General features: G+C 56.3%; 13 protein-coding genes. 11 read left to right on the top strand and 2 right to left on the bottom strand.

What is annotated here, in order from left to right; translation table 11 throughout:
- Positions 1–8 precede the first annotated feature (8 nt).
- The 9 genes from pspF to JOE09_RS00870 all read left to right on the top strand — a co-directional run bounded on the left by pspF (position 9) and on the right by JOE09_RS00870 (position 9294).
- Positions 9–998, top strand: coding sequence for a phage shock protein operon transcriptional activator (gene pspF / locus JOE09_RS00910; protein WP_205064445.1), 990 nt, complete (start codon positions 9–11; stop codon positions 996–998).
- 305 nt (positions 999–1303) lie between these two features.
- Positions 1304–2932: an ABC transporter substrate-binding protein SapA gene (sapA, locus tag JOE09_RS00905; RefSeq protein ID WP_205064444.1), complete on the top strand. Its 1629-nt coding sequence runs from the start codon at positions 1304–1306 to the stop codon at positions 2930–2932.
- On the top strand, positions 2929–3894 hold the full coding sequence (sapB, locus tag JOE09_RS00900) for a putrescine export ABC transporter permease SapB (protein WP_205064443.1): 966 nt from the start codon (positions 2929–2931) through the stop codon (positions 3892–3894). The genes sapA and sapB overlap by 4 nt, the downstream gene beginning before the upstream one ends.
- Positions 3895–4184: 290 nt before the next feature.
- Complete coding sequence (gene mchS3, locus JOE09_RS00895) at positions 4185–4589, top strand: MchS3 family protein (protein WP_205064442.1); 405 nt, start codon at positions 4185–4187, stop codon at positions 4587–4589.
- A 12-nt stretch (positions 4590–4601) separates the two neighbouring features.
- Positions 4602–4805, top strand: coding sequence for a hypothetical protein (locus JOE09_RS00890; RefSeq protein ID WP_205064441.1), 204 nt, complete (start codon positions 4602–4604; stop codon positions 4803–4805).
- Between the two features lie 425 nt (positions 4806–5230).
- Positions 5231–6121 (top strand): putrescine export ABC transporter permease SapC, encoded by an 891-nt coding sequence (sapC, locus tag JOE09_RS00885; RefSeq protein ID WP_105594717.1) that lies wholly within the window; start codon positions 5231–5233, stop codon positions 6119–6121.
- Positions 6121–7113, top strand: coding sequence for a putrescine export ABC transporter ATP-binding protein SapD (sapD, locus tag JOE09_RS00880; RefSeq protein ID WP_105594718.1), 993 nt, complete (start codon positions 6121–6123; stop codon positions 7111–7113). Before sapC ends, sapD begins: the two co-directional genes overlap by 1 nt.
- Complete coding sequence (sapF, locus tag JOE09_RS00875; protein ID WP_200559534.1) at positions 7113–7919, top strand: putrescine export ABC transporter ATP-binding protein SapF; 807 nt, start codon at positions 7113–7115, stop codon at positions 7917–7919. The genes sapD and sapF overlap by 1 nt, the downstream gene beginning before the upstream one ends.
- Before the next feature lie 229 nt (positions 7920–8148).
- Positions 8149–9294, top strand: coding sequence for a CMD domain-containing protein (locus tag JOE09_RS00870; RefSeq protein ID WP_205064440.1), 1146 nt, complete (start codon positions 8149–8151; stop codon positions 9292–9294).
- A gap of 148 nt (positions 9295–9442) precedes the next feature.
- On the opposite strand, the gene JOE09_RS00865 is transcribed toward JOE09_RS00870, so the two are convergent.
- Positions 9443–10339 carry a LysR substrate-binding domain-containing protein gene (locus JOE09_RS00865; protein ID WP_205065079.1) on the bottom strand — a complete coding sequence of 299 codons (897 nt, stop codon included), beginning with the start codon at positions 10337–10339 and terminating at the stop codon, positions 9443–9445.
- 103 nt (positions 10340–10442) lie between these two features.
- Complete coding sequence (locus JOE09_RS00860) at positions 10443–12032, bottom strand: PTS transporter subunit EIIC (RefSeq protein WP_200559539.1); 1590 nt, start codon at positions 12030–12032, stop codon at positions 10443–10445.
- A 241-nt stretch (positions 12033–12273) separates the two neighbouring features.
- Here JOE09_RS00860 and JOE09_RS00855 point away from each other — a divergent pair, with 241 nt between their 5' ends.
- Together JOE09_RS00855 and JOE09_RS00850 are read left to right on the top strand one after the other, a co-directional pair.
- Positions 12274–14580, top strand: coding sequence for an FdhF/YdeP family oxidoreductase (locus JOE09_RS00855; protein ID WP_205064439.1), 2307 nt, complete (start codon positions 12274–12276; stop codon positions 14578–14580).
- Positions 14581–14690: 110 nt separating this feature from the next.
- On the top strand, positions 14691–16640 hold the full coding sequence (locus tag JOE09_RS00850) for an exoribonuclease II (protein ID WP_205064438.1): 1950 nt from the start codon (positions 14691–14693) through the stop codon (positions 16638–16640).
- Positions 16641–16807 lie beyond the last annotated feature (167 nt).

Below are 16807 nucleotides of genomic sequence, written 5' to 3'. Positions count from 1 at the left end.
ATTTCATTATGAGCGATCGTTCCGATACCCTGCTGGGTGAGTCAAACAACTTTCTGGAAGTGCTGGAGCAGGTATCCAGACTCGCACCGCTGAATAAACCGGTGCTGGTGGTGGGAGAGCGCGGTACGGGGAAAGAGCTGATAGCCAGCCGCCTGCACTATCTGTCAGCCCGCTGGCAGGGGCCGTTTATTTCACTGAACTGCGCGGCGCTGAATGAAAATCTGCTGGACTCCGAACTGTTTGGCCACGAGGCTGGTGCGTTTACCGGCGCGCAGAAGCGCCATCTGGGACGCTTTGAGCGCGCCGACGGCGGCACGCTGTTTCTTGATGAGCTGGCCACCGCGCCAATGCTGGTGCAGGAAAAGCTGCTGCGGGTGATTGAATACGGCCATCTTGAGCGCGTTGGCGGCAGTCAGCCGCTCCAGGTCAGCGTGAGGCTGGTGTGCGCCACCAACGACGATCTGCCGCAGCTGGCGCGTGAAGGGAAATTCCGTGCCGACCTGCTCGACCGGCTGTCGTTTGACGTCGTACAGCTGCCGCCGCTGCGCGAGCGCCGCAGCGATATTCTGGTGATGGCGCAGCACTTCGCCATGCAGATGTGCCGAGAACTCGGCCTGCCGCTGTTCCCCGGTTTTTCCTCCGGCGCGCAGCAGGAGCTGCTGGCTTACGGCTGGCCAGGTAACGTGCGCGAGCTGAAAAACGTGGTGGAGCGTTCGGTGTATCGCCATGCGGACAGCGAACGGCTGCTGGATACCATCATCATCAACCCGTTCAGTAAGACAACGCCGGTGGATCAGGTTGCAGCAAGCGAAGGCGATCCCCTGCCCGACCTGCCTTTTGACCTGCGTCACTGGCAGCTGCGCCAGGAGCGCGCGCTGGTTGAAAAAAGCCTCGCTCAGGCTCGGTTTAACCAGCGCCGGGCGGCAGAGCTGCTGGGGGTCAGCTACCATCAGCTGCGAGCGATGCTGAAAAAGCACGCCATCAGCGGGGATGAATAACGGACAAAAAAAAGCCCACTCAAGGTGGGCTGAAAAATACTGGAAGCAATGTGAGCAATGTCGTGCTCTTCTCCGGTAGAGCCACCGGTGAAGCGCATGGCAATAATAATCATTCTCACTTCTTTCTGTAAAGTACTTTGTTGAGAATTTTTCTCATTACCGTAGTGATATTGGGTGTATTTTGAACACCCCTGATAACAGTATGCTCTTTTGCAGGCGAATTAGCCGTCAGTTATCCTGCCGGGCTGTAGCCTTACGACGAGAGTGCGGTACACTCTGCTTATGCCTTAAATATCAGACGAATTATGCGCAAACTATTTTCCACCCTGTTACTCAGCCTCGGCGTTTTCAGTGCCCAGGCGTGGTCGGCAACGCCCGGCGATATCCGCCAGAGCGGGTTTGTCTACTGCGTTAACGGCGTTATGAACACCTTTAATCCGCAGATGGCCAGCGGCGGGCTGGTGGTGGGCACGCTGGCCGCGCAGTTTTACGACCGCCTGCTGGATGTTGATCCTTATACCTATCGGCTCATCCCCGAGCTGGCCGAAAGCTGGGAAGTGCTGGATAACGGCGCGACCTATCGCTTCCACCTGCGCCAGAAGGTCGACTTCCAGAAAACCGCGTGGTTTACGCCAACAAGGCCGATGAACGCCGATGATGTGGTCTTCAGTTTCGATCGTGTGTTCAATCGCCAGCACCCCTGGCACAACGTCAACGGCGGCAGCTATCCCTACTTCGACAGTCTGCAATTTTCCGACGCGGTGCAAAGCGTAAAAAAACTGGATAAAAATACCGTTGAGATCCGCCTGAACAGCCCGGATGCTTCGTTTCTGTGGCATCTCGCCACCCACTATGCGCCCGTACTTTCGGCGGAATACGCCGATAAGCTGACAAAAAGCGATCGCCAGGAGCAGATGGACCGCGAACCGGTCGGCACCGGGCCGTTTATGCTCAGCGAGTATCGCGCCGGGCAGTACATTCGCCTGCAGCGTAACGAAAATTACTGGAAAGGCACCCCGCGCATGTCGCAGGTGGTGATCGATCTCGGCGCGGGCGGTACCGGACGCCTGTCCAAACTGCTGACCGGCGAGTGTGATGTGTTGGCCTATCCCGCCGCCAGCCAGCTTTCCATTCTGCGTGACGATCCGCGTCTGCGCCTGACGCTGCGCCCGGGGATGAATACTGCCTATCTGGCCTTTAATACCCGCAAGCCGCCGCTCGATCGCCCTGAAGTGCGCCAGGCGCTGGCGCTGGGGATTAATAATGAACGCCTGATGGAGTCGATTTTTTACGGTACGGCGGAAACCGCAGCCTCGATTTTGCCGCGCGCCTCCTGGGCCTACGACACCGATGCGCGCATTACCCCCTACAACCCGCAAAAGGCCCGCGAAGAGCTGAAAGCGCTGGGGATCGAAAATCTGCATCTCAATCTGTGGGTGCCTTCCGCATCGCAGGCGTGGAACCCCAGCCCGATGAAAACCGCGGAACTGCTACAGGCCGATCTGGCGCAAATCGGCGTGCGGGTCACCATTGTTCAGGTTGATGGCCGCTTCCAGGAAGCACGCCTGATGGAGATGAACCACGATCTGACCCTCACAGGCTGGTCTACCGACAGTAACGATCCCGACAGCTTCTTCCGGCCGCTGCTGAGCTGTGCGGCTATCGCATCGCAAACCAACTACGCTCACTGGTGCAATCCTGAGTTCGACGATCTGGTGCACCGGGCGCTGCTTTCCCAGCAGCTCGCCACCCGTATCGACTACTACGATCGCGCCCAGGCGCTGCTGGCAAAAGAGCTGCCGGTGCTGCCGCTGGCCTATTCACTCCGCCTGCAGGCCTATCGTTATGATATTAAAGGACTGGTACTCAGTCCGTTTGGCAATGCGTCATTCGCCGGCGTCCATCGCGACAACGGTGAGGAGACTTCACCGTGATAATTTATACGCTGCGCCGGCTGGTGCTGTTTATCGTGACCCTGTTTATGCTGACGCTGATCGGCTTCAGCCTGAGCTATTTTACCCCCCATGCGCCACTGCAGGGCGCGTCGCTGATCGATGCCTGGACCTTCTGGTTTAGAGGCATTCTGCATCTGGATTTTGGCGTTTCGAGCATTAACGGCCAGTCGATTAACCAGCAGCTGCGCGAGGTGTTTCCCGCCACGCTGGAACTGTGTTTTATGGCTTTTGCGCTGGCCATGCTGATAGGTATCCCATTGGGTATTGTTGCTGGTGTGATGCGTAACAAATGGCAGGATAAGCTGCTGAGCGCCCTTGCGCTGCTGGGTTTCTCCCTGCCGGTATTCTGGCTGGCGCTGCTGCTGACGCTGTTTTTCTCGCTCAATCTCGGCTGGCTGCCGGTGTCCGGGCGTTTCGATCTGCTTTACCCGGTGAAAAATATTACCGGCTTCGCGCTGATTGATGCGTTTCTTTCGGATTCACCATGGCGACATGAGATGATTGTCAGCGCCCTCACCCATATGATCCTGCCGGTTGCCGCGCTGTCGGTGGCTCCCACCACCGAGGTGATCCGCCTGCTGCGCATCAGTACCCGTGAAGTGATGGAGCAGAACTACGTTAAGGCAGCCGCCACACGCGGGCTGTCGCTGTTCACCATTATTCGCCGCCACGTATTGCATAACGCCGTACCGCCGGTGATCCCGCGTCTCGGCCTGCAGTTCTCTACTATGCTGACGCTGGCGATGATTACCGAGATGGTCTTCAGCTGGCCTGGCCTGGGCCGCTGGCTGATTAACGCCATCCGCCAGCAGGATTACGCGGCGATTTCTGCCGGGGTGATGGTGGTTGGCGCGCTGGTGATTGCGGTGAACGTGCTGGCGGATATCCTTGGTGCGATGACCAACCCGCTGAAGCATAAGGAATGGTATGCGCTAAGGTAGTTGATTGGTTCCGAGCTATTTATCATGGAGTAAGAGGGAATAAACTTCATCGGCGGGTTCAATTCCCGCCAGCCTACGATCCCTCAGAAGGCTGCATCTAATTTTACAGCGAGCCATTAAGTGTGTAGAACTTGATATACTCTACGCTGGATTGAACAACCGTACTAACAATAAAAACACACTCACCTCCACTAATTACAATAAAAATTTTCAGCATAACGGGAATAGCCGCGAAACCGATTTACCTATACTAATAGTATGATGACTTAAGTGCGCTACAGGAGAGTAGAATGAAATGGAAAAAAATTTATTTACCAGGCATTATTGCGCTGACGAGTCTATCTGTTCATGCGCCCCCGATGAACATAGAAAAAAAGCTAGCCTCGGTTGAGGTTTTCTCTATGGGCTTCAATGGATTCATAGCAAAAAAAATGCCAGAGCAACTTATTTATGAGGAGGCTCTTGAAAACAAAAACTCCGATTCAATATTTAAAAAAGTAATAGAAAACCCTGACTCAACGCCTGAGAGCAAGGCTTATGCAGCCTGTGGACTTTGGAAAAAAAACCTATTGAATGATATCAACCCCGATGAAATACTCATGAAAAAAATGGTGACAGTATTAAGGGGGGATATACTACAAAGGGAAAGTTTAGGCAGCATAATTCATAGTATAAAAATCCATGGATGTCATTAAAGGAGAGTCAATATGGAAATATTAAATACTCAATCAAGCGAACAAGTGTCTGGTGGAATGAACTGGCAAGGTGGCCGGGAGTCAACGAATGTTGTAGATCTTCGCGGAAAAGAAATGGGCACATGGATCGATGCAGCAAACAGCTGCTGGAAACCGGGAACACCCTCCAGTATTATGTATCCAGGAGGGATTTATATTCCTAACTTCAGATTTTAATAACGTGGCCTAAATTAAAATCATTATTGAATCCCGCTAATATAGGCGGGATTCAATAACTAATCGTTTAAAATCTTCCTTTGCGCTGACATTCAGCCATTCATTTCCTGAAGCCCATGCTTTCGTTGTTAGCGAACTCTGTCGTAAACAGGCCGATAAGCAGGAGCATCGCAGTCATCTGTTTATCCGCTTCGCGTCTTGTCGGGTCTTCTTACGGCACCGCGGATTTCTGGAGGAATAACGTCCCCGTCCCTTGCTTGTGACACTGTAATAGACGGATAATCATCTATGCTGAAATGTACGGGTTTACTCTGCAATCGAATGTCACCAGAATGGGTGTGCCTTAAGCGTGATTTCAACGTAAGATGATGATATGAAAATAGAGTTTGAATTAATTTCGCGCAAAAAAACGCCAGCGGACACTCATGCCCGCCGATAATATCTACGCAGAGAAGCGCCCGCCCAGTCCGCTACGCCATACGTGGCGGCTGTTCTATCACGACACCACGGCGATGATTGGCCTGTACAGTTTTGGAGCCGTGCTGCTGCTGTGCATCTTTGGCAATCTGATTGCGCCTTACGGCATCGACCAACAGTTTCTCGGCTATCAGCTGCTGCCGCCGTCCTGGTCGCGTTACGGCGATGTCTCCTTCTTCCTCGGTACCGACGATCTGGGCCGTGATTTGCTCAGCCGCATGCTGAGCGGCGCGGCGCCCACCGTGGGATCGGCGATTGTCATTACCCTGGCCGCCGCAGTGTGCGCCATGTTGCTTGGGGTACTGGCGGGGTTAACTCACGGCCTGCGTTCGGCGGTGATGAACCACGTGCTGGATACCCTGCTCTCCATACCTTCACTGCTGTTGGCGATCATCGTAGTCGCGTTTATGGGACCAAGGCTGGAACATGCCATGCTGGCGGTGTTTCTGGCGATCCTGCCGAGACTGGTGCGCGCTATTTACAGCGCGGTACACGATGAGCTGGAAAAAGAGTACGTGGTGGCATCCCGGCTCGACGGAGCCAGCAACCTGGATATTCTGTGGCACGCGATTTTGCCGAATATTCTTGCGCTGCTGGTGAGCGAGTTTACCCGTGCGCTGTCGATGGCCATCCTTGATATTGCTGCACTGGGCTTTCTCGACCTCGGCGCGCAGCTGCCTTCGCCGGAGTGGGGAGCAATGCTGGGGGATTCCCTCGAATTGATTTATGTTGCGCCCTGGACCGTGATGTTACCCGGCGCAGCGATTATGCTTTGTGTACTGATCGTCAACCTGTTGGGTGACGGCGTGCGCCGGGCCATCGTTGCGGGAGTCGAATAATGCCGCTGCTCGATATTCGAAATCTGACCATTGAATTTATGACCGCCGACGGCCCGGTCAAGGCGGTCGACCGCGTCAGCATTACGCTGACCGAAGGCGAAATTCGCGGGCTGGTAGGCGAATCCGGTTCGGGTAAAAGCCTGATCGCCAAGGCTATCTGCGGCGTGACCAAGGATAACTGGCGCATTACCGCGGACCGTATGCGCTTTGATGATATCGATCTGCTGCATCTTTCCCCCCGCGAGCGGCGTAAACTCGTTGGCCAAAACGTGTCGATGATTTTTCAGGAGCCGCAGTCCTGTCTCGATCCGTCCGAAAGTATTGGCAGACAGCTCAAGCAGGCAATACCCGGTTCAACGTGGAAAGGCCGCTGGTATCAGCGTTTTCGCTGGCGCCATTATCGAGCCATTGAACTACTGCACCGGGTCGGCATTAAAGATCACAAAGATATTATGCGCAGCTTCCCCTACGAGCTGACCGACGGCGAGTGTCAGAAGGTAATGATCGCTATCGCCCTTGCCAACCAGCCGCGCCTGCTGATTGCCGACGAACCCACTAACGCCATGGAGCCAACCACCCAGGCGCAGATTTTCCGCCTGCTCTCCAGGTTGAATCAGAATAACAACACCACCATTCTGCTCATCAGCCACGACCTGCAGATGCTGAGCCACTGGGCCGATAAGATTAACGTGATGTACTGCGGTCAGACGGTGGAGACGGCGGTCAGCGAAGAGCTGATTAGCGCCCCCCACCATCCTTATACGCAGGCGCTGATCCGCGCGATGCCGGACTTTGGCCGCTCGCTACCGCACAAAAGCCGGTTGAATACGCTGCCGGGCGCCATTCCGTCGCTGGAGCATCTGCCGATTGGCTGCCGTCTTGGCCCGCGCTGCCCCTACGCGCAGCGCACCTGTATTGAAACGCCACGGCTGAGCGGTTCAAAGAATCACCTTTACGCCTGCCACTTCCCGCTGAATACGGAGCAACAGTAATGGACGAAACGCTACTGGAAGTGCGCAACCTCAGTAAAACCTACCGCTATCGCACCGGGCTGTTTCGCCGACAGCACGTTGAGGCAGTAAAAGACGTCAGCTTTACCGTGCGTGAGGGCCAGACGCTGGCGGTTATCGGTGAAAACGGATCGGGTAAGTCAACGCTGGCTAAAATGCTGAGCGGGATGATTGAACCCTCCTCCGGCGAAATGATGATTGACGATCATGCCCTCGAATACGGCGATTACGGCTATCGCAGTCAGCGTATACGCATGATATTCCAGGACCCGTCTAACTCGCTGAATCCTCGTCAGCGCATCAGCCAGATTCTGGATTTGCCCCTGCGGCTCAATACCGAACTGAATGCCGAAGAGCGGGAGAAGCGAATTATTGCCACGCTGCGTCAGGTCGGTCTGCTGCGCGATCACGCCGCCTACTACCCGCATATGCTGGCACCGGGACAGAAGCAGCGTATCGGCCTGGCCCGCGCGCTGATCCTACAGCCCCGGGTGATTATTGCCGATGAGGCGCTGGCCTCGCTGGATATGTCGATGCGTTCGCAGTTGATTAATCTGATGCTGGAACTGCAGGACCGGCATCGCATCGCCTACATCTATGTGACTCAGCACCTCGGCATGATGAAACACATCAGCGATCAGGTATTGGTGATGCATCAGGGGGAAGTGGTTGAGCGCGGCAGCACCGCAGATGTGCTGGCCTGCCCGCTGCATGAACTGACTAAGCGTCTTATCACCAGCCATTTTGGTGAACCGCTGACCGCTGACGCCTGGCGCAAAGATCGTTAAGCCTTCATCTTCCCTTTCATAAAAGACGTTTCGGACGCGCGCGGTGGGCCTGCCGCGCCGCTCCGGTGTCCCTGCTGTTTCTAAGCCCTTATATCTTCCAGCTATTTAATAGCACCGATCATTATTTTGCTCGCCACAGCGCTTACGTCAGGATATTCATGCCATTCAGATCGGCGGTGTGTTTGACCTTAACGGCACCGACGGTCAGTTAACTTGAAAAGGAATGACCATGGAACAACGCCGTTTTCCCGGCAACAGCCACTGGTATCATGAAACCCAGACCAGTCTGCCCGCTCAGCGTAGCGCTCTGGTGCCTGAGGCCGCCGATATTACAGACCGTTTTTTACTTGGTCTGACCCAGCAGGCGGAAGGAGAATTAAAGACTATCGTGCAGCGCGCGCAGCCGCTGCATCTGGCGTCACGCGATCTGTATCAGCTGCTGTTTCCCAGCCAGCTGTCCACCAGCCTGACGCATACCCTGACGCTGTACGATCGCATCAGTACCGCGCTGACCGTCGCGCAGGTGACGGGCATTCAGCGCCTGTGCAACCACTATGCGGCGCGCCTGAATCCGCTGCCTGGGCCGGATTCATCACGCGAAAGCAATCGTCGCTTAACGCAGATCACCGAATACGCCCGCCAGCTTGCCGGGCAGCCGACGCTGATCGATTCTGCGGCGCTTCAGCGCCTGGATGAGGTGGGATTAACCGCGCCCGATATCATTACCTTCAGCCAGATTATCGGCTTCGTCAGCTACCAGGCTCGGGTCGTGGCAGGTATTCACGCACTGATGGCGCTGCCGGTACGCTGGATGCCGGGTGTTAGCGTACCGCCCGACGCGGCTTCGCTTTCGTCCGGAGCATGGCAGCCCGCGCTAACGCCGCTGGAACCGCGCTACGCTGCCGCCGATCAGCTGGAAGCGCTGACCTTCTGTCTACCGTTGATTAAGCCTGAAAGCTTTGTCTGGCTGCTGGCGCAGGATGGCGATGTGCTGAACGGCTGGGGGCATCTGCTCTCTGCACTGGAAAAACAGCACGCGTCGGACGATGCCGCCCTTGCCGCCGCGGTCACCGCACGTATCAACGGCAGCAGCATTTGCTTTGCTCACTATCCGGCAGGAGAACTGCGCGATGCGCTGTGGGAAAATGTCGACCAGGCATTAAGCATCGCCACTGAGCGGCAGAAAGCGATCATTCTGCTGGCCGCCCAGCTGACGCGCGTTCCCGAACGTTTTAGCGCGGCACATTTGCAGCCGCTGCGCGAGGCAGGTTTATCGACCGCTGAGATTTTCGATGTGATCCTGAGCGTGGCCGCCGCCAGCTGGTCAAACCGCCTGATGCAGAGCCTGGGCACGGTCAGTGTTGAGAATCATTAATATCTCAGAGGATTGATGCAGGTCTGATGGCGATCGTTGTGTTCAACCGCAGATACCGCAGACCTGATATCCGTACCGAAGCTCAGCAGGAGACATTTCCGGGCTGATAGAACGCTGAAATCCTGTAAGAGAAGTTACCGGCCTGCTGTCAGTTGATCAGCAGGTGCCTGACCTCATCAAAGAAATGCTGCGCCAGCGGCGTGGCGCGTCCCGGCTCAGCGATGACCACCGCGCCGTGGCGCGACATCGGCGGCATCAGCAGCGGACGTCGGCACAGTTCACCAATACTTTCCGGGATCAGATGCCCGACCGGGGAAATCAGGCAGCCCAGCCCCACCTGCACGCCCTGAATTAACTGGAAGATAGAGGTTGTTTCCATTACCACGCGCAGGGTATGCCCGGCGTCGAGGAAATGGCTGTCCAGATAGCGGCGGAAATAGCGCGTACGGTCGGCCAGGCACAGCGGCAGCGAAACCACATCTGCCAGCGCCAGCGGCGTATCTCCCGCCAGCTGCGGGAAGTGCTGCGGATGCCAGATAACCTCAACGCCGCGATCGTCCAGCATTTCTGCCTGAAAATGCAGTTCCCGCAGCGTAGCCAGCTCAAAGAAACCGATACCGACATCCACCGTGTGGCTGTTCAGCGCTTCCAGCAGCTGGTCGGCACTAAGCACCGCGATGCGATAATCCAGCTGGGGATAACGATCGGATACCGCCTTCAGCAGCTGCGGCAGGGAAATACTGCACTGCGGCACCACGCCGATGCGCAGCGTACCGCTGACACCGTGCTTCAGCGATTCCACTTCCAGCTTCAGCCCCTGATAAACCGAAACGATTTCCCGCGCCCACGAGAGCACACGCTCGCCCTCTGGCGTAAAACCGTCAAAGTTATTGCTGCGGTTGATCAGCGAAAGACCCAGCTCGCGCTCCAGATTTTTCAGGCGCATTGAAAGGGTCGGCTGGCTGACAAAACTGGCCTCGGCAGCGCGGCCAAAGTGGCGTTCGCGCTCCAGATTACAGAGGTAAATTAACTGCTTAATGTCTATTTTTTCTATTCCACAAAGAGTTAAGACTAAATATTATTCGAAATTATAACGAGGTCATATTCCAGGTACAAACACAACCTTTCCGGTTAATGACGTCTGAGTTTCAGGCGATGCCCAGCGCGCTCTTCACCTCTCCGGCAATTTTCTCCACCTGCGGGCCATAGATCACCTGCACATCCGTATCGCTGACGCGGTTTACGCCGTTGGCCCCGGTGCTCATCAGCGTGGCATCCACCACCTCTTTCATCGTTTTTACCCGAACGCGCAGGCGGGTAAAGCAGCAGTCTACATCCTCAATATTTTCCGCACCGCCCAGACCGCTGATAATCACTTTGATCCGCTCTGCGGCTTCCACCTGTGGCGTCGCGTCCTCTTCTTCCGTTTCGCGTCCCGGGGTTTCTACTCGCATGCGCTGAATAATAAAGCGGAAGCTGTAGTAATAGACCGGTATGTAAATCAGCCCCAGCGCGATGCTCCACCACCAGGCGGTTTTTTCGCCGCCGAGGATACCGAACACCACCAGGTCGATCGCCCCGCCCTGCACGTTACCAATCATCAGATGAAACAGCGACATCAGCATAAACGACAGGCCGCTGAGCAGCGCATGCAGGATGTAGAGCACCGGTGAAACGAAGATAAAGCAGAACTCTAGCGGCTCGGTGATGCCGGTGGTGAAGGATGTCAGCGCGGCGGCCAGCATCAGCGCCTTGACGCGCTGCTTATGTTCAGGCCGTGCCGCATGGTAAATCGCCAGCGCGGCAGCGGGCAGGCCAAACATCATTACCGGAATTTTGCCCTGGGCGAGGAAGCGCGTGGCTTCCCGCACCGTTTCATCGGGCACGCTGCCGGGATGGGTCAGCGAGGCGTTAAAGATATTCAACGCTCCCACCAGCGTCTGGCCGTCAACGGTGGCAATGCCGCCAATCGGCGTAAAACGCACGGTTTCGTTCAGGATGTGGTGCAGCCCGGTCGGGATCAGCAAGCGCTCGCTGGTGCCGTAAAGAAACGCGCCGTACTGGCCACTTTTACCAATCAGTTCGCCGACCCATGCAATGCCAAGTCCAATGGTTGGCCAGATCGCCGCCAGCAGTACGCCCACCAGCGGCAGCACCAGCACAGTGACAATCGGCACAAAGCGCCGCCCGCCGAAGAAGCTGATGGCCGTGGGCAGCTGAACGGTGTAGCAGCGGTTATGGATCACCGCAGTGAGCAGCCCGGCAATCACCCCGCCCAGCACGCTCATGTTGTAGGTGAAAATGCCAAGCATCTGGATATATTCCGCCGCCGTCATCATCGCCTGAGTCTGGTCCATGCCCTGCGCCTGTAGCGCCTGGGCGGTCGTGGTGGCAGCAGTCAGCCCTTTCGCCGCCAGCGTGGCGCTGACGCCAACGTGCATCGTAATAAAGCCAATCGTCGCGGCAAACGCCGCTGTGGGTTTTTCCGCTTTAGCCAGGCCGATGGCGCTGGCAACGGCAAACAGCAGCGGCAGGTTGGCGAACAGCGCACCCGCTACCTTACGGATAAAACCGATAATCAGCTGCGGCACCTGCATCGCGGCAAACGCTTCACCGGTAATCGCCGGATTCTGCATTGCCGCCGCCACGCCAAGGAAAATCCCGGCGGCGGCAATGACCGAAATCGGCATCATCAGCGCTTTACCAAAAGCATGAACGCTGCTGGCAAACTTTTTCATCTGGCCTCTCCTGCCCGGCTTGGTGAACGCTAAGTATTAGACGACAGCGGAGGGATCGCCGTACCACAGGGGAAAACGCCAGGCTATTTTTTGAACAACGTCACAGTTTTAACAATTCCACGATAAATACTAACTATCGCTCCATCGCTGCAATCAATTAGACAATTCTCACACTGGCTATCACACTTATGCAAAAGGAGTCATAACTTCTTAACATCATTCCAACATAAGCCTGCATATCATGAAATTTAAAGAAGCGATTAAACCCTACCAGGCTGCGGCCGGTGGTTGGGGTTCCCTGGAAGCTACCACCCGTTTTGTCTTCGACAGCAAGCAAGTATTAAAAAACATGCGCAACCTGATGCGCATGAACAAGGCAAAGGGCTTCGACTGCCCCGGCTGTGCCTGGGGCGATGATAATAAAAGTACCTTCAGCTTCTGCGAAAACGGGGCCAAAGCGGTCACCTGGGAAGCCACCCGCCGCAATATTGGTGCAGACTTCTTCGCGCAATACAGCGTGACCTCGCTGTATCAGCAGAGCGACTATTTCCTCGAGTATCAGGGTCGCCTGACCGAGCCCCTGCGCTATAACCGTCAGACCGACCGCTACGAGCCAATAAGCTGGGACGATGCGTTTGCGCTGATCGCCCGCCATATCAAGGCGATGGATAATCCGCACCAGATGGAGCTGTATACTTCGGGCCGCGCCAGTAATGAAGCGTCCTGGCTTTATCAGCTCTTTGGCCGCCTGAACGGCAGTAACAATTTCCCCGACTGTTCCAATATGTGCCACGAGGCCAGCGGCAGCGGCCTGAAGCGCAGCATCGGTGTCGGTAAAGGCACCATTCGCCTTGATGATTTCGATCATGCCGATGCGATTTTCGTCTTTGGCCAGAATCCGGGAACCAACCACCCGCGCATGCTGCACAGCCTGCGCCACGCCGCCGATCACGGCGCTAAAATTGTCACCTTCAATACCCTGCGCGAGCGTGGGCTGGAGCGTTTTGCCGACCCGCAGAAACCGCTGGAAGTGGTGACCAGCATGGCCGGACAGATCAGTTCTACCTACTATCAGCCGAATCTGGGCGGTGATATGGCCGCCGTTCGCGGTATGGTGAAAGTACTGGCGGAAAATCACCGCGCGCTGGTTGCCGCCGGTGAAAAAGGCCTGTTTGACGAAGCGTTTATCAATGCCAAAACCGAAGGCGTTGAGGCCTATCTGGCCGAAGTCGAGGCCACCGAATGGTCGCAGATCGTCCAGCAGTCGGGTCTCAGCGAGCAGCAGATCCGCGAAGCGGCGGCGATTTATCAGAGCGCCGACCGGGTGATTTGTACCTGGGCGATGGGTATCACTCAGCACAAACACTCCGTGGATACGGTGCGTGAAATCGTTAACCTGCAGCTGCTGTTTGGTCAGCTGGGTAAAAAAGGTGCGGGCCTTTGCCCGGTGCGCGGACACAGTAACGTGCAGGGCAACCGCACAATGGGCATTGACGAGAAGCCGCCTAAAGCATTCCTCGACAGCCTGGGCCAGCATTTCGGCTTCGAGCCACCGCGTGAAATCGGCCACAACACCGTTGAAGCGCTGGAAGCGATGCTGCGCGATGAAATCAAGGTACTGATCGCCCTGGGCGGTAACCTGGCGGCCGCTGCGCCGGACAGCCCGCGTACCGAAGAAGCGCTGCGCCGCTGTGGCCTGACCGTGCAAATCAGTACCAAGCTCAACCGCAGCCACCTGTGTCCGGGTGCGGTAGACGCGCTGATTCTGCCTACGCTGGGCCGTACCGAGCAGGATATTCAGGCAACCGGTCCACAGTTTATTACCGTGGAAGACTCGTTCAGCATGGTGCATGCCTCCGAAGGTGTGGGCAAGCCGATTGCCGATACCCAGCGTTCTGAGACCTGGATTGTCGCCGGTATCGCTAACGCGGTGCTGGGCAACGAGAAGGTCGACTGGCTGGGTCTGGCGGCGGATTACAATCTGATCCGCGACCACATCGCTGCCACCATTCCTGGCTTCGCGGATTTCAATGCGAAATGCGATATCAAGGGCGGCTTCTATCTCGGTAACGCCGCGGCGGAACTGCGGTTTAATACCCTGCATGAGAAGGCGCAGTTCAGCAACGCGGCGCTGCCCGCCTCCCTGTTCCCACCGCTGGATGCCGAGGTGCCGTTCACGCTGCAAACTCTGCGTTCGCACGACCAGTACAACACCACCATTTACGGTCTGGACGATCGTTATCGCGGCGTTTACGGCCAGCGCGAGGTGCTGTTCATCAATGCGCAGGATATGGAAAAACTGGGCTTTGCCGCCGGTGATAATGTCGATATCGAAACCGTGTGGAACGACGGCATTACCCGAAAAGTTCATGGCTTCAAGCTGGTGCCGTACAATATTCCTGCCGGGAATCTGGCCGCCTACTATCCGGAAACTAACCCGCTGGTGCCGTTATCCAGCTTCGGCGACATCAGCGGCACGCCAACCTCGAAGTCGGTGCCGGTGAAAATTTCTCTGTCACCGATTAAGCACGAACTGCGGATTGCGTAAGTGCGGGGGCGGCCGGAAAAATGGCCGCCCTTTTCATACCGGACTTGCCGCGAAGCGGTTAATCGCGTAAAACTGTCTGCCGCTCTTAGGCCACGAAAACTGTTGAAATTATGTTCCAGGATAACCCGCTGCTCGCGCAGCTTAAAGAGAAACTCCACTCCCAGACACCTCGCGTTGAGGGTGTGGTAAAAGGCACGGAAAAAGGCTTTGGCTTCCTGGAAGTCGATGCTCAGAAAAGCTACTTTATCCCGCCGCCGTTCATGAAAAAAGTGATGCACGGTGACCGCGTTTCAGCGGTACTGCAAACCGATAAAGATCGTGAAGTGGCCGATCCGGAAACGCTGATCGAGCCGTTCCTCACCCGCTTTGTTGGCCGGGTGCAGCGGAAGGACAAAGACGACCGTCTGTCCATTATTCCCGATCATCCTCTGCTCAAGGATGCTATCCAGTGTCGCGCCGATCGTAGCGTGAAACATGATTTCCAGAACGGTGACTGGGCGGTGGCCGAGATGCGCCGCCACCCGCTGAAAGGCGACCGCACTTTCTACGCCGAGCTGACCGAATTTATCACTACCGGTGATGACCATCTCGCTCCCTGGTGGGTGACACTGTCACGCCACAATCTGGAGCGTGAAGCGCCGGATGTCGCCACGCCGGAAGAGATGCTGGATGAAAAGCTGGAACGTGAAGATCTCACCGCCCTGAATTTCGTCACCATCGACAGCGCCAGCACCGAAGATATGGACGATGCGCTGTACGTGGAAGAAACCACCGATGGCGAACTGCTGCTGACCATTGCCATTGCCGATCCAACGGCCTATGTGCTGCCGGGCAGCAAGCTGGATAAAATCGCCGCCGAACGTTCGTTCACTAACTATCTGCCGGGCTTCAATATCCCGATGCTGCCGCGCCAGCTGTCGGACAACATCTGCTCGCTGCGCCCGAACGAACGCCGCCCGGTGCTGGCCTGCCGCGTGAAAATTGCCGCAGACGGTACGCCTGCCAGCGACATTCAGTTCTTCGCCGCCTGGATCGAATCCAAAGCCAAGCTGGCTTACGATAACGTTTCCGACTGGCTGGAAAACGACGGTGCCGGTGAATGGCAGCCGGAGAGCGAAGCGATTGCTCAGCAGATCCGTCTGCTGCATCGTCTGTGCCTGGCACGCAGTGAATGGCGTCAGAGCCATGCGCTGGTGTTTAAGGATCGCCCTGACTTCCGCTTCCTGCTGGGTGAAAAAGGCGAAGTGCTGGATATCATCGCTGAACATCGTCGCATCGCTAACCGCATCGTTGAAGAGTCCATGATTCTGGCCAATATCTGTGCTGCGACCGTGCTGCGCGATAATCTGGGCTTCGGCGTCTACAACGTGCATTTAGGCTTCGATCTGGTTAACGCCGAGCAGGCCGCTGCCGTGCTGGCCAACCACGGCATTACCGCCGACCCGGCGGCGATTGCCACGCTGGAAGGCTTCCGCGAGCTGCGTCGCGAGCTGGATGCCCTGCCTACCCAGTTCCTCGACAGCCGTATTCGCCGCTTCCAGTCGTTTGCCGAAGTCAGCATTGAACCCGGCCCGCATTTTGGTCTGGGTCTTGAGGCGTACGCAACCTGGACTTCACCGATCCGTAAGTTCGGCGATATGATCAACCATCGCCTGCTGAAAGCGATTATTAAAGGTGAAGCAGCTGACCGCCCTGCTGATGAGCTGACGGTGAAAATGGCCGAACGCCGCCGCCAGAACCGCATGGCAGAACGTGATGTCGGCGACTGGCTCTATTCTCGCTTCCTGCAAAAGGCGGCGGGTACTGACCAGCGCTTCAGCGCCGAGATCATCGACGTTTCACGTGGCGGCATGCGCGTTCGCCTGCTGGACAACGGCGCGGTCGCCTTTATCCCGGCTCCGTTTATTCACGCGGTGCGTGATGAGCTGGTGTGCAGCAATGAAAACGGCTCCGTGATGATCAAAGGCGAAGTGGCTTATCGCGTTACCGACGTTATTGAGGTCACCATCGCCGAAGTGCGCATGGAAACCCGCAGCGTGGTGGCTCGCCCGGCAGCATAAAACTCAATGCGGGATAACGACTCAGGTTATCCCGCATTATTTCTCTCGACTTCCCTGCGTAAAAAATCCCCGACAGTTCACACTTCCTGATTGATAATCTTTCTTTTACATTTCATTACACTATTTTTAACTTGCTGATTCCTTCTCCCCTTTGTGGTTCTTACAAG

It is taken from the genome of Pantoea coffeiphila, assembly GCF_016909495.1.
GTDB classification, from domain to species: Bacteria; Pseudomonadota; Gammaproteobacteria; order Enterobacterales; family Enterobacteriaceae; genus Erwinia; species Erwinia coffeiphila.
Note: the sequence above shows the minus strand (reverse complement) of the source record. Positions and strands in the feature narration are given on the sequence as shown.

What these genes read in the sequence shown, in the direction of transcription:
- pspF (WP_205064445.1), top strand. Translation starts at nt 9, where the DNA reads ATGAGCGATCGTTCCGATACCCTGCTGGGTGAGTCAAACAACTTTCTG.
- sapA (WP_205064444.1), top strand. Translation starts at nt 1,304, where the DNA reads ATGCGCAAACTATTTTCCACCCTGTTACTCAGCCTCGGCGTTTTCAGT.
- mchS3 (WP_205064442.1), top strand. Translation starts at nt 4,185, where the DNA reads ATGAAATGGAAAAAAATTTATTTACCAGGCATTATTGCGCTGACGAGT.
- JOE09_RS00890 (WP_205064441.1), top strand. Translation starts at nt 4,602, where the DNA reads ATGGAAATATTAAATACTCAATCAAGCGAACAAGTGTCTGGTGGAATG.
- sapC (WP_105594717.1), top strand. Translation starts at nt 5,231, where the DNA reads ATGCCCGCCGATAATATCTACGCAGAGAAGCGCCCGCCCAGTCCGCTA.
- sapD (WP_105594718.1), top strand. Translation starts at nt 6,121, where the DNA reads ATGCCGCTGCTCGATATTCGAAATCTGACCATTGAATTTATGACCGCC.
- sapF (WP_200559534.1), top strand. Translation starts at nt 7,113, where the DNA reads ATGGACGAAACGCTACTGGAAGTGCGCAACCTCAGTAAAACCTACCGC.
- JOE09_RS00870 (WP_205064440.1), top strand. Translation starts at nt 8,149, where the DNA reads ATGGAACAACGCCGTTTTCCCGGCAACAGCCACTGGTATCATGAAACC.
- JOE09_RS00860 (WP_200559539.1), bottom strand. Translation starts at nt 12,032, where the DNA reads ATGAAAAAGTTTGCCAGCAGCGTTCATGCTTTTGGTAAAGCGCTGATG.
- JOE09_RS00855 (WP_205064439.1), top strand. Translation starts at nt 12,274, where the DNA reads ATGAAATTTAAAGAAGCGATTAAACCCTACCAGGCTGCGGCCGGTGGT.
- JOE09_RS00850 (WP_205064438.1), top strand. Translation starts at nt 14,691, where the DNA reads ATGTTCCAGGATAACCCGCTGCTCGCGCAGCTTAAAGAGAAACTCCAC.